At 71.7% G+C, this 12,446-nt stretch carries 13 protein-coding genes; 12 read left to right on the top strand and 1 reads right to left on the bottom strand.

Annotated features, from left to right (window positions below; all coding sequences use genetic code 11):
* The first annotated feature begins 79 nt into the window (after window positions 1–79).
* From E6R62_RS28535 to E6R62_RS28490, 11 genes are all read left to right on the top strand, one after another.
* Window positions 80–1,138, top strand: a complete 1,059-nt coding sequence (locus E6R62_RS28535) for a Rossmann-like and DUF2520 domain-containing protein (RefSeq protein ID WP_136216367.1) — start codon at window positions 80–82, stop codon at window positions 1,136–1,138.
* Window positions 1,135–2,145, top strand: coding sequence for a pantoate--beta-alanine ligase (gene panC, locus E6R62_RS28530; RefSeq protein ID WP_136216366.1), 1,011 nt, complete (start codon window positions 1,135–1,137; stop codon window positions 2,143–2,145). The genes E6R62_RS28535 and panC overlap by 4 nt, the downstream gene beginning before the upstream one ends.
* Window positions 2,142–3,899, top strand: a complete 1,758-nt coding sequence (locus E6R62_RS28525) for an L-aspartate oxidase (protein WP_136216365.1) — start codon at window positions 2,142–2,144, stop codon at window positions 3,897–3,899. Before panC ends, E6R62_RS28525 begins: the two co-directional genes overlap by 4 nt.
* Window positions 3,896–4,885, top strand: a complete 990-nt coding sequence (gene nadC / locus E6R62_RS28520; protein WP_136216364.1) for a carboxylating nicotinate-nucleotide diphosphorylase — start codon at window positions 3,896–3,898, stop codon at window positions 4,883–4,885. Before E6R62_RS28525 ends, nadC begins: the two co-directional genes overlap by 4 nt.
* A 3-nt stretch (window positions 4,886–4,888) precedes the next feature.
* Window positions 4,889–5,698, top strand: a complete 810-nt coding sequence (locus E6R62_RS28515; RefSeq protein ID WP_136216363.1) for a type III pantothenate kinase — start codon at window positions 4,889–4,891, stop codon at window positions 5,696–5,698.
* 330 nt (window positions 5,699–6,028) lie between these two features.
* On the top strand, window positions 6,029–6,220 hold the full coding sequence (locus tag E6R62_RS28510) for a DUF397 domain-containing protein (protein ID WP_136216362.1): 192 nt from the start codon (window positions 6,029–6,031) through the stop codon (window positions 6,218–6,220).
* Window positions 6,221–6,292: 72 nt separating this feature from the next.
* On the top strand, window positions 6,293–6,976 hold the full coding sequence (locus E6R62_RS28505) for a hypothetical protein (RefSeq protein WP_240801962.1): 684 nt from the start codon (window positions 6,293–6,295) through the stop codon (window positions 6,974–6,976).
* A gap of 14 nt (window positions 6,977–6,990) precedes the next feature.
* A complete protein-coding gene (locus tag E6R62_RS39830; RefSeq protein ID WP_168714208.1) occupies window positions 6,991–7,158 on the top strand; it encodes a hypothetical protein in 168 nt (55 codons plus the stop codon).
* Between the two features lie 109 nt (window positions 7,159–7,267).
* Complete coding sequence (locus tag E6R62_RS28500) at window positions 7,268–7,768, top strand: BlaI/MecI/CopY family transcriptional regulator (protein WP_136216361.1); 501 nt, start codon at window positions 7,268–7,270, stop codon at window positions 7,766–7,768.
* A 9-nt stretch (window positions 7,769–7,777) separates the two neighbouring features.
* Complete coding sequence (locus E6R62_RS28495) at window positions 7,778–8,308, top strand: amino-acid N-acetyltransferase (protein ID WP_136216360.1); 531 nt, start codon at window positions 7,778–7,780, stop codon at window positions 8,306–8,308.
* 197 nt (window positions 8,309–8,505) lie between these two features.
* The gene (locus E6R62_RS28490) at window positions 8,506–8,841 is read left to right on the top strand and encodes an Lsr2 family protein (RefSeq protein WP_136216359.1); all 336 of its coding nucleotides are present in this window, start codon (window positions 8,506–8,508) and stop codon (window positions 8,839–8,841) included.
* On the opposite strand, the gene E6R62_RS28485 is transcribed toward E6R62_RS28490, so the two are convergent.
* Window positions 8,823–9,428: an SCO3374 family protein gene (locus E6R62_RS28485; protein WP_136216358.1), complete on the bottom strand. Its 606-nt coding sequence runs from the start codon at window positions 9,426–9,428 to the stop codon at window positions 8,823–8,825. The genes E6R62_RS28490 and E6R62_RS28485 overlap by 19 nt on opposite strands.
* Window positions 9,429–9,889: 461 nt before the next feature.
* Between E6R62_RS28485 and E6R62_RS28475 the strand changes: the two genes are divergently transcribed.
* A complete protein-coding gene (locus E6R62_RS28475; RefSeq protein WP_136216357.1) occupies window positions 9,890–12,415 on the top strand; it encodes an ATP-dependent Clp protease ATP-binding subunit in 2,526 nt (841 codons plus the stop codon).
* Window positions 12,416–12,446: the final 31 nt, after the last annotated feature.

Raw genomic sequence — 12,446 nt, 5'->3', positions numbered from 1 at the left:
CGGCCGACACGCCCAGGGGCTAGCATGGCGGCGTATCGTCCGGTACCCCCCGCGGACTGGAACGGAAGGCTTTCCCCGCGTGAACGCACCCCATCAGACGGAGCCCCGGGATCCGTCCGACCGCCCTGCCCGGCTCGCCGTGGGCGTCGTCGGCGCCGGCCGCGTCGGCCCCGCGCTGGCCCGCGCCCTCCAGCAGGCCGGACACCGTCCCGTCGCCGTCTCCGGTGTCTCCGACGCCTCCCGCCGCCGGGCCGCACGGATGCTCCCGGACGTGCCGCTCGTCCCCGCCGAGCAGGTCCTCGAACACGCCGACCTGGTGCTCCTCACCGTCCCGGACGACGCCCTGCCCGCCCTCGTGGAAGGCCTCGCCGAGACGGGCGCGATCCGCCCCGGTCAGCTCCTCGTCCACACCTCCGGGCGCTACGGGACCGCCGTGCTGGACCCCGCCCGCCGCGCCGGCGCCCTCCCCCTGGCCCTGCACCCCGCGATGACCTTCACCGGTACCGAGGTCGACGTACAGCGCCTGGCGGGTTGCTCCTTCGGCGTGACCGCCCCCGAGGAGTTGCGGCTCGCCGCCGAGGCCCTGGTCATCGAGATGGGCGGGGAACCGGAGTGGATCGCGGAGGAGAACCGTCCGCTCTACCACGCCGCCCTCGCCCTCGGCGCGAACCACCTGGTCACCCTGGTCGCCCAGGCGATGGAGCTGCTGGGGAAGGCCGGTGTGGAGCACCCCGACCGGATGCTCGGCCCGCTCCTGGGCGCGGCGCTCGACAACGCCCTGCGCTCCGGTGACTCCGCCCTCACCGGCCCGGTCGCCCGAGGCGACGCCGGTACGGTCGCCGCGCACCTCGCGGAGCTGCGCAGGCACGCCCCCGCCGCAGTCCCCGGCTACCTCGCCATGGCCCGCACCACCGCCGACCGCGCCCTCTCGCACGGTCTGCTGAAGGCGGAGCTCGCCGAGGACCTGCTCGGCGCCCTCGCCGGGACCGAGACCGAAGCCCGCCTGGGGACCGAGACGGACGCCCGCCCCGGCGCCGGCCCGGCGCCCGGCCCGCGAACCGGTCCCGATCCCGACCTCGACCCGGAAACCGAAACCGACGACGACACCGAAACCGACCCCGAGGGCGACGGCCGATGACCGAGCACCCGCTGCTGCTGAACACCGCCGACGCGCTGCACCGCCTTCCGCGCACCGGCCGCCGAGCCGTCGTCATGACCATGGGGGCCCTGCACGACGGCCACGCCACCTTGGTCCGTACGGCCCGGGAACTGGCCGGCCCCACCGGCCAGGTCGTGGTCACCGTCTTCGTCAACCCCCTCCAGTTCGGGGCGAACGAGGACCTCGACCGCTACCCCCGCACCCTCGACGCCGACCTGGAGATCGCCCGGGCGGCGGGCGCGGACGCCGTGTTCGCCCCGGCGGTCGACGAGGTCTACCCCGGCGGCGACCCGCAGGTGCGGATCAGCGCCGGCCCCATGGGCGGCCGCCTCGAAGGGGCCACCCGCCCCGGCCACTTCGACGGCATGCTCACCGTCGTCGCCAAGCTGCTCCACCTCACCCGCCCCGATCTGGCCCTCTTCGGCCAGAAGGACGCGCAGCAGCTGGCCATGATCCGCCGGATGGTCACCGACCTCAACTTCGCGGTCGACGTGGTGGGCGTGCCCACCGTCCGCGAGGAGGACGGCCTGGCCCTGTCCTCCCGCAACCGCTACCTCTCCGCCGCCGAGCGCCGTACCGCCCTGGCCCTGTCCCGCGCCCTGTTCGCCGGCCGGGACCGGCTCGCCGCGCAGGCGGCGCTGCGCGCCCGCGCCGTCGCCTCCCCGGCCAGCGACCAGCGGGCCACCGCCCTGGCCCGGCTCGGCGAGATCCGCGCCTCGGCGGACGCGCACGCCGTCTCGGTGGCGGTCTCCGCCGCCGGAGCCGGCCTGCCCGACGCCGTCCGGGCGGCCGCCCTGCACGTCCTGGAGGAGGCGGGCCGCCAGGAGCCGCCGCTGGTCCTGGACTACCTGGCGCTGGTGGACCCGCAGGACTTCACCGAGGTCGGCCCCGACTTCACCGGTCAGGCCGTCCTGGCCGTCGCCGCGAAGGTGGGCACGACCCGGCTGATCGACAACATCCCATTGGAGTTCGGAGCACACACGTGAGCACCCCAGGCACAGGCACCGCCGGCACCGGCATACGGCTGCACGCCCCCGCCCCCGGCTGGGCCGTCGACGCCGACGTCGTGGTCGTCGGCTCGGGCGTGGCGGGCCTGACGGTGGCGCTGCGCTGCGCCGCCGCCGGCCGCCGTACGGTCGTGGTCACCAAGGCCCGGCTCGACGACGGCTCCACCCGCTGGGCGCAGGGCGGCATCGCGGCCGCCCTCGGCGAGGGCGACACCCCCGAGCAGCACCTGGACGACACCCTGGTGGCCGGCGCGGGCCTGTGCGACGAGGCCGCCGTACGGCTGCTGGTCACCGAGGGCCCCGACGCCGTACGCCGCCTCATCGAGACCGGCGCCGTCTTCGACACCTCCGCCGAGACGGGCGAGATCGAGCTGACCCGGGAGGGCGGCCACCACCGCCGCCGCATCGCGCACGCGGGCGGCGACGCGACGGGCGCGGAGATCTCCCGGGCCCTGGTCGAGGCCGTCCACGCGGCCGGCATCCGTACCGTCGAGAACGCGCTCGTACTGGACCTCCTCCAGGACGCCGAAGGCCGTACCGCCGGCGTCACCCTGCACGTCATGGGCGAGGGCCAGCACGACGGCGTCGGCGCAGTCCACGCCCCGGCCGTGATCCTCGCGACCGGCGGCATGGGCCAGGTCTTCTCCGCGACCACCAACCCGTCCGTCTCCACGGGTGACGGTGTGGCCCTCGCGCTGCGCGCCGGCGCGGAGGTCTCCGACCTGGAGTTCGTGCAGTTCCACCCGACGGTGCTGTTCCTCGGTCCGGACGCCGAGGGCCAGCAGCCGCTGGTGTCGGAGGCCGTCCGCGGTGAGGGCGCCCACCTCGTCGACGCCGACGGGGTGCGCTTCATGGTGGGGCAGCACGAGTTGGCGGAGCTCGCACCGCGCGACATCGTCGCCAAGGGCATCACGCGCCGCATGCAGGAGCAGGGCACCGCCCACATGTACCTGGACGCCCGGCACTTCGGCGCCGAGATGTGGGAGCAGCGCTTTCCCACCATCCTCGCCGCCTGCCGGGCCCATGGCATCGACCCGGTCACCGAGCCGATCCCGGTCGCGCCCGCCGCCCACTACGCGTCCGGCGGAGTGCGCACCGACCTGCACGGCCGCACCACCGTCCCGGGCCTGTACGCCTGCGGCGAGGTCGCCTGCACCGGTGTGCACGGCGCGAACCGGCTGGCCTCCAACTCCCTGCTGGAGGGCCTGGTCTTCGCCGAGCGCATCGCCGAGGACATCGTCGCCCACCCGTCGGCCGTGGGCGGCCCGGTCGTCCCCGTCCCCTCCACCGGCCCCCTCCAGCCCGCCGGGGCGCGCTACGAGGTCCAGCGCATCATGACGGAGGGCGCGGGCGTCCTGCGCTCCGCCGACTCCCTCGCCGGTGCCGCCGCCGCGCTGGAAGACCTGTACGCCTCCGCGCTGGGCGACCTGGAGGCGCACGGGAAGACCGCCGAACCGGGCGTCGACACCTGGGAGGCCACCAACCTGCTGTGCGTGGCCCGGGTCCTGGTCGCCGCCGCGCGGCGGCGCGAGGAGACCCGGGGCTGCCACTGGCGCGAGGACCACCCCGACCGCGACGACGCGAACTGGCGGCGCCACCTCGTCGTACGGCTCTCGGCGACCGAGAAGCGGGTCCTGGTCGTCACCCCCACCGACTCCGCGGACTTCCCGTCCGTACAGCGGTCCCCCCATGGCACCGACACCGTCAACGACAGCATGGAGCAGTCAGCGTGAGCACGCACGAGCACGACCACCAGCACGAAGAACTCCCCCTCCTGGACCGGTCGGAGGGCGGTTGCGGCGACGACTGTGCCTGTGGTGACGGCGAGGAGTCCGGCCTCGACCCGGCGCTGGCCCAGCTGTTGACCGACGCGGGCCTGGACCCGATCGAGGTCGAGGACATCGCGCACATGGCGCTGTCCGAGGACCTCGACGGCGGGGTCGACGTCACCACCGTCGCCACCGTGCCCGAAGAGGCCGAGGCCGTCGCGGACTTCGTCGCCCGCGAGGACGGCGTCGTGGCCGGTCTGCGCGTCGCCGAGGCCGTGTTCTCGATGGTGTGCACCGAGGCGTTCGAGGTGGAGCGGCACGCCGAGGACGGCGACGCCGTCAAGGCCGGGCAGGTGCTGCTGTCCGTGCGCTCCCGCACCCGCGACCTGCTGACCGCCGAGCGCAGCGCGCTGAACATCCTGTGCCGGATGTCGGGCATCGCGACCGCCACCCGTCGCTGGGCCGACGTCCTGGAGGGCACGACGGCCAAGGTCCGCGACACCCGCAAGACCACGCCGGGCCTGCGCGCGCTGGAGAAGTACGCGGTCCGCTGCGGCGGCGGCGTCAACCACCGCATGTCGCTCTCGGACGCGGCCCTGGTCAAGGACAACCACGTCGTCGCGGCGGGCGGGGTCGCGCAGGCGTTCACGGCCGTCCGCGAGGCCTTCCCGGAGGTCCCGATCGAGGTCGAGGTCGACACGCTGGAGCAGATCGGCGAGGTCCTGGACGCCGGCGCCGACCTGATCCTGCTCGACAACTTCACGGTGGCCCAGACGGCCGAGGCGGTCGCCCTCGTCGCCGGCCGAGCCACCCTGGAGTCCTCGGGCCGGCTCACCCTGGACACCGCCCGCGACTACGCCCTCACCGGCGTGGACTACCTCGCGGTCGGCGCGCTGACCCACTCCTCGCCGATCCTCGACATCGGCCTCGATCTGCGCGAGGCGGTGTAACCGATGCTCCTCACCATCGACGTGGGCAACACCCATACGGTCCTGGGCCTGTTCGACGGTGACGAGATCGTCGAGCACTGGCGCATCTCGACCGACCCGCGCCGGACCGCCGACGAGATGGCCGTCCTGATGCAGGGCCTGATGGGCACGCACCCGATGCTCGGCACCGAACTGGGCGACGGCATCCACGGCATCGCCATCTGCTCGACGGTGCCCTCCGTGCTGCACGAGCTCCGCGAGGTCACCCGCCGGTACTACGGGGACGTCCCGGCGGTGTTGGTGGAGCCCGGCATCAAGACCGGCGTGCCGATCCTGATGGACAACCCGAAGGAGGTCGGCGCGGACCGCATCATCAACGCGGTCGCGGCGGTCGAGCTCTACGGCGGTCCGGCGATCGTGGTCGACTTCGGTACGGCGACCACCTTCGACGCGGTGTCGGCGAAGGGCGAGTACGTGGGCGGCGTGATCTCCCCGGGCATCGAGATCTCGATGGAGGCCCTGGGCGTCCGCGGCGCCCAGCTGCGCAAGATCGAGCTGGCCCGCCCGCGCAACGTGATCGGCAAGTCCACGGTCGAGGCGATGCAGTCGGGCGTGGTGTACGGGTTCGCAGGCCAGGTGGACGGCGTCGTCGCGCGCATGGCCAAGGAGCTGGCCGGCCCGCACGGCGACCCGGACGACGTGCGCGTCATCGCGACGGGCGGCCTGGCCCCGATGGTCCTCGGCGAGGCCTCGGCGATAGACGAGCACGAGCCGTGGCTGACGCTGATCGGCCTGCGGCTGGTCTACGAGCGCAACGCGCCGAACTTCGACTGACCCGGCCGGCCGGCCCGGACGGACGGCGACGGCCCGACCAGGACCGGCCGACCAGGTCCGGCCGACCGGGCCCGGCGGCCTCCCCGGCCCCCTCCCCGGCCCGAAAACCGGCCCGGTGCGGGCCCCGTCCCCCGGGGCCGCACCGGGGCCGCGGCCGGGCCGCACGCCCGTCCCCGAAGACCGCTCCGACCGTCGCCCCGAGAAGCGTCAAAGCCCTCCCGATCGCGTCCTCGACCAGGAATTTCCCCGGAAATGGCCGGAAAGGGGGTCCGACGGGGATACGGTCCCACCGGGAAACACCCGAACCCTTCCCCGGCGGAGGAGACCACCATGACCGCGACCGCTCGGCTCACCTGGCAGAAGTCGTCCTACTGCGGCGACGGCGACGCATGCGTGTACGTCGCCTCCGCCCCCGGCGTCCTGGTCCGCGTCGCGGACCGCGCCGACCCGGCCCACCTGGTGATGGCCACCACCCACGCGGCGTGGGCCGCTTTCCTGGAAGCGGTCAAAACCGATGGGTGAGCGGGCCCCCACGGCGCGCCGATAAGAGGCGACATCGGGGGATTTTGTCCGATTAGCGCGTATCTTCGGCCCATGCCCACGCCCTTCGGTTCCCGCGGCGGCATGGCGTTCAGCGCCGCCGAGCTGCACCTGCTCAGGCGTTCACTCGCCCACGCCCTCCAGCTCTCCACGGCCCCCCTGACGGCCGGCGAGGTCCAGGACTGCCTGCGCCTCGCGGCGTCGGTGGACGACGCGGTGCAGGAGGCGGGACGGCTCAGAGCGTTCCTCCTCGCCGACCTGGCCCGCTACCGAGCCGCCCTGCCGGGGAGCCTGCCCGGATACCTGGAACTGCTCCAGGACGCCCTGGCGGCCGGTTACGAACCCGTTCCCGACGACCTCGCGGCGCTACGGGCGCTGCGCGCCAACCCGGTCGCCGCCGCCGTGCTGGAGCGGGCCCAGACGGTCGCGGAGCGCTCCGTGCGCCGCCGGCTGTCCACCACGCCCGCGCCCCGGACCCGCCTGCTGGCCCTGGCCGGGGGCCGCGAGGAGGAGCGGCGCCCCGAGTCCCGGCCCGAGTCCCGGCCCGCCCCCGAGCCCTCGGAGAGGCCCGCGCGGCGCCCAGCCGAGAAGCCCGCCCCCAAGCCCGCGGAGCGTCCCGCGGAGCCGGGCGGGAAGCCGGCGCCGCATCCGGAGCGGCCCGTCCCCACCCCGGGTGAGGTGTTCCCGCCGCGCCGCAAGCCCACCCCGCCCCCGGCGGACGGCCGCGCGGTCGGCTAGCTACGCTGGTGGGCATGGACTACGTTTCCGCGCTCGTGCCCCCCTTCGTGATGGCCGTGTTCTTCGTCTTCCTCGTGAGGACGATCGTGAAGAGCCAGGGCGGCGCCAACAAGGCAAAGGAAGACGCGGCGGTGGACGCCGTTCTCGCCCGCGCCGAGGCGGCCCGGCAGACCGGGAACTGACCCGGAGAACGCCTGTGGGGGCCCCGACTTCGTCGGGGCCCCCACATTTGTCGCGCGTTGCCCTCTGAATAGTCGGGCAATTCCCCACAACCCGCACTATCGTGCTGTTGTGCCTCGCCCCCTGGGAGAACTCGAAGACGCGGTGATGACACGGGTGTGGCAGTGGAACCGCCCGGTCACCGTTCGTGAAGTCCTGGAAGACCTTCAGCAGGAACGGTCCATCGCGTACACCACGGTCATGACCGTTATGGACAATCTCCATCAGAAGGGCTGGGTGCGGCGGGAAGCCGAAGGCCGCGCCTATCGCTATACGGCGGTCTCCACCCGCGCCGCCTACTCGGCCGCACTGATGAACGAGGCGTGGTCGACCAGTGACAATCCCGCGGCGGCCCTGGTGGCCTTCTTCGGCATGATGTCCCAGGAACAGCGGGAAGCCCTCCGGGACGCCGTACGGATCGTCGGCCACGACGACGAGGCACCCGCGGAAGTCGTCCGAGCCGCCGAAGTAACCGGCGCCGCCGAAGCGCCCGAAGCCACCGGGGCGGCCCCCCGGGAAGTGCCCGAAGCCGAAGGGCGGACCGGCGAGCGGCGGCCCGAGCCGGGGCGATAGCGTCGCCGCATGGGAGAGTTTTCCGCCGAAGACGCCAAAACAGTCACGATCCGCCGTGCGCGCACGGGCGATGTTCCCGCGCTGCGCCGCCTGCTCGACCAGTACGTGCAGCAGCGCATCCTGCTCGACAAAGCCCCGGTGGTCCTTTACGAGGACATCCAGGAGTTCTGGGTCGCGGAACGCGGCTCCGACGGCCAGGTCGTCGGCTGCGGCGCTCTCCACGTGATGTGGGAGGACCTCGCCGAGGTGCGCACTCTCGCGGTCGACCGCGCGCTGAAGGGGTCCGGCGTCGGGCATCGGGTGCTGGCGAAGTTGTTGGAGACCGCGCGCCGGCTCGGCGTGAGCCGGGTTTTCTGCCTCACCTTCGAAGTGGACTTCTTCGCGAAGCACGGCTTCGTCGAGATCGGGGAGACTCCGGTCGAGACCGATGTCTACATGGAGCTCCTGCGTTCCTATGACGAGGGCGTCGCCGAGTTCCTCGGTCTCGAACGAGTGAAGCCGAACACCTTGGGCAACAGTCGGATGCTTCTGCACCTCTGATCGGTGACTGATCGGAGCGTGATCGGCGGGTGCTCGATCGCAGCCGCTTTTACGGGCTCCGCCCGCCTGTGGCCTATGTCCGAATCGCGCACGTTTCCCGCTCCGCGACGGTCCTGAACCTCACGACGGGGGTTTGTGTTTTCCCGGCAAAAGCGGTTTCCTTTCCGCGTACTGCATTTTCGATGAAAGGAAATCCGGTGGCACAGAAGGTTCAGGTCCTTCTTGTCGACGACCTCGACGGTGGCGAGGCGGACGAGACCGTGACGTTCGCTCTGGACGGCAAGACCTACGAGATCGACCTCACCGCCGCCAACGCTGAAAAGCTCCGCGGCCTGCTCGACCCTTACACCAAGAGCGGCCGCCGCACCGGCGGTCGTGCCGCCACGGGCCGCGCCAAGGGCCGCACCGCCACGTCGTCCGGCAACCCGGACACCGCGGAGATCCGTGCCTGGGCGAAGGCGAAGGGGCTCACGGTCAACGACCGCGGTCGCGTCCCCGCCGAGATCCGCGAGGCCTACGAGAACCGCGGCTGACCGACGGCGCCGGCCCGCCCCGACGGGGTCCTACGCCGCCGCAGGCGCGCCCGGTGGCATTCCGTCGCCGCCGCGGCGACCAGGCGTACGAGATCGGGCCCGCCGCCCCGCCCCGGACCGGGCAGGGCGGGCAGCGACGCCTCGCACCCCTGCTCGGGGGGCCGCAGCCACACCGCGGCCCCCCGAGGGTCGTGCGCGGCGGGCTGCCCGGGAGGTGCCGGGGCGGTGATCAGGCCACCCGCGCCGAGCGCGGTGAGGTCCAGCTCCACCCCGCCCCATTCCAGCCAGTCCAGGAGCCCGTCCAGCTCCTCCGCGCTTCCCGGCGCCACGAGGAACCGCATCCGGTGGCCCTCGACCGCCACCGGCCCCGTGGCGACCCGGCGGCGCTGCACCTGCGTCCCCGCGTCGGCCGGCAGCTCCAGTACGTCGAAGGCGACCCCGGTGGCGAGCCGCGCGGGCGCCGCGCCCACGAGGCTCCAGCCGGGCACGCGGGCGTACCAGGCGGTGTACGGGTCCGTCTCGGGCGCGCTCCGGGGCGGTGGGACGGCGGTGAGGCCGAGGGCTTTCCCGGCGGCGATGAGTGCCATGTCCCGAGCAACTCCGGATACGACTCGGGGTTACGCGGTGCGTACGGAAGAATGCGGAACGTAAACATCCGGCGCGTTCCGTGCCACATTCGACGACGGAAGCCTGTTCGCCCGTAGCGGAGGGAGTCGTGCCGATCGGCATGGAACGTTCGCCCGCGGGGGTAAGACATTCCTAGTGGATAGGGGCGACACGCTGAGGTGAACGGCCTTCAGGGGGCTTCCGTTCGCCATCGGCGTACACGTGTGACGGGTATCTGCCTGGCCTGCGGGAACATCGTCTCGCACCATCGGGTTGGAGCAGTTGTCGGCTCTTACGGCCGGTTTCCCACAGAACGTGGGGGTGAGCCGCGGACGGATGTCGGCAGTTGGAATGAGCTGTCCCGCCCCGCGGGACTAGCATGCGGAAGGACAGGGCGGGGACCGACCCCGAACTGCCCGACCGCTCTGAGGAGCGATAAACGATGTTCGAGAGGTTCACCGACCGCGCGCGGCGGGTTGTCGTCCTGGCTCAGGAAGAAGCCCGGATGCTCAACCACAACTACATCGGCACCGAGCACATCCTCCTGGGCTTGATCCACGAGGGTGAGGGTGTCGCCGCTAAGGCCCTGGAGAGCCTCGGGATTTCGCTCGAGGCTGTTCGCCAGCAGGTTGAGGAGATCATCGGTCAGGGGCAGCAGGCCCCGTCCGGCCACATCCCCTTCACCCCGCGGGCGAAGAAGGTCTTGGAGCTCTCGCTCCGAGAGGCCCTCCAGCTCGGCCACAACTACATCGGCACCGAGCACATCCTGCTCGGCCTGATCCGCGAGGGCGAGGGCGTCGCCGCCCAGGTCCTCGTGAAGCTGGGCGCCGATCTGAACAGGGTCCGGCAGCAGGTCATCCAGCTGCTCTCCGGGTACTCCGGAGGCGGCAAGGAGTCGGCCACGGCAGGCGGCCCGGCCGAGGGGACCCCCTCGACCTCGCTCGTCCTCGACCAGTTCGGCCGCAACCTCACCCAGGCTGCCCGCGAATCCAAGCTCGACCCGGTCATCGGGCGCGAGAAGGAGATCGAGCGGGTCATGCAGGTGCTGTCCCGCCGGACCAAGAACAACCCGGTCCTCATCGGCGAGCCCGGCGTCGGCAAGACCGCCGTCGTCGAGGGCCTGGCCCAGGCCATCGTCAAGGGCGAGGTGCCCGAGACCCTCAAGGACAAGCACCTCTACACCCTCGACCTGGGCGCCCTGGTCGCCGGTTCCCGCTACCGCGGTGACTTCGAGGAGCGCCTCAAGAAGGTGCTGAAGGAGATCCGCACCCGCGGCGACATCATCCTGTTCATCGACGAGCTCCACACCCTCGTGGGTGCGGGCGCCGCCGAGGGCGCGATCGATGCCGCCAGCATCCTCAAGCCCATGCTGGCCCGTGGTGAGCTCCAGACCATCGGTGCCACGACGCTGGACGAGTACCGCAAGCACCTTGAGAAGGACGCGGCGCTTGAGCGCCGTTTCCAGCCGATCCAGGTGGCGGAGCCTTCCCTCCCCCACACGATCGAGATCCTCAAGGGCCTGCGCGACCGCTACGAGGCCCACCACCGCGTCTCCATCACGGACGAGGCCCTCGTGCAGGCGGCCACCCTCGCGGACCGCTACATCTCGGACCGCTTCCTGCCGGACAAGGCGATCGACCTGATCGACGAGGCCGGCTCCCGGATGCGCATCCGTCGGATGACCGCGCCGCCGGACCTCCGCGAGTTCGACGAGAAGATCGCGAACGTCCGTCGGGACAAGGAGTCGGCCATCGACTCCCAGGACTTCGAGAAGGCGGCCTCCCTCCGTGATTCGGAGAAGCAGCTGCTGGCGGCGAAGGCCAAGCGCGAGAAGGAATGGAAGGCCGGCGACATGGACGTCGTCGCCGAGGTCGACGGTGAGCTCATCGCCGAAGTCCTCGCGACCGCGACCGGCATTCCCGTCTTCAAGCTGACCGAGGAGGAGTCCTCGCGACTCCTGCGCATGGAGGACGAGCTCCACCGTCGCGTCATCGGCCAGAAGGACGCCATCAAGGCCCTCTCGCAGGCGATCCGTCGTACCCGTGCGGGTCTCAAGGACCCGAAGCGTCCGGGTGGCTCGTTCATCTTCGCCGGCCCCTCGGGTGTCGGTAAGACCGAGCTCTCCAAGACGCTCGCCGAATTCCTCTTCGGCGACGAGGACGCGCTGATCTCCCTCGACATGTCGGAGTTCAGCGAGAAGCACACGGTTTCCCGCCTCTTCGGTTCGCCCCCCGGCTACGTGGGCTACGAAGAGGGCGGCCAGCTGACCGAGAAGGTCCGCCGGAAGCCGTTCTCCGTCGTCCTCTTCGACGAGGTCGAGAAGGCGCACCCGGATATCTTCAATTCCCTTCTCCAGATCCTGGAGGACGGTCGCCTGACCGACTCCCAGGGCCGGGTCGTGGACTTCAAGAACACGGTCATCATCATGACGACCAACCTGGGTACGCGGGACATCTCGAAGGGCTTCAACCTGGGCTTCGCGGCCCAGGGCGACACCAAGTCCGGATACGACCGGATGAAGGCGAAGGTCAACGAAGAGCTCAAGCAGCACTTCCGGCCCGAGTTCCTGAACCGTGTCGACGACACGGTCGTCTTCCACCAGCTCACGCAGGAAGACATCATCCAGATCGTCGACCTGATGATCGCCAAGGTGGACGAGCGCCTCAAGGACCGCGACATGGGCATCGAGCTCAGCGGTGAGGCGAAGCAGCTCCTGGCGAAGCGCGGTTACGACCCGATCATGGGTGCGCGCCCGCTGCGCCGGACCATCCAGCGCGAGATCGAGGACCTGCTGTCGGAGAAGATCCTCTTCGGCGAGCTGCGCCCCGGTCACATCGTGGTCGTGGGTGTGGAGGGTGAGGGCGAGGAAGCCAAGTTCACCTTCCGCGGCGAGGAGAAGACGGCTCTGCCGGACATGCCTCCGATCGAGGCGACGGGCTCCGGCCCGGACCTCTCCAAGGGCGCGTAGCACCGACTGCCCATAGCGGCAAGAAGGGCGG

The organism is Streptomyces sp. A1136, assembly GCF_004795055.1.
GTDB lineage: Bacteria > Actinomycetota > Actinomycetes > Streptomycetales > Streptomycetaceae > Streptomyces.
The sequence above is the reverse complement of the archived record's forward strand: the minus strand, read 5'-3'. Positions and strand labels throughout refer to the sequence as shown.

Excerpts from the sequence above, each read along its gene's own strand:
- E6R62_RS39830 (WP_168714208.1), top strand. The coding sequence starts at position 6,991 with ATGGACTACGTTTCCGCGCTCGTGCCCCCCTTCGTGATGGCCGTGTTC.
- E6R62_RS28475 (WP_136216357.1), top strand. The coding sequence starts at position 9,890 with ATGTTCGAGAGGTTCACCGACCGCGCGCGGCGGGTTGTCGTCCTGGCT.
- E6R62_RS28515 (WP_136216363.1), top strand. The coding sequence starts at position 4,889 with ATGCTCCTCACCATCGACGTGGGCAACACCCATACGGTCCTGGGCCTG.
- E6R62_RS28495 (WP_136216360.1), top strand. The coding sequence starts at position 7,778 with ATGGGAGAGTTTTCCGCCGAAGACGCCAAAACAGTCACGATCCGCCGT.
- E6R62_RS28510 (WP_136216362.1), top strand. The coding sequence starts at position 6,029 with ATGACCGCGACCGCTCGGCTCACCTGGCAGAAGTCGTCCTACTGCGGC.
- panC (WP_136216366.1), top strand. The coding sequence starts at position 1,135 with ATGACCGAGCACCCGCTGCTGCTGAACACCGCCGACGCGCTGCACCGC.
- E6R62_RS28505 (WP_240801962.1), top strand. The coding sequence starts at position 6,293 with ATGCCCACGCCCTTCGGTTCCCGCGGCGGCATGGCGTTCAGCGCCGCC.
- E6R62_RS28485 (WP_136216358.1), bottom strand. The coding sequence starts at position 9,428 with ATGGCACTCATCGCCGCCGGGAAAGCCCTCGGCCTCACCGCCGTCCCA.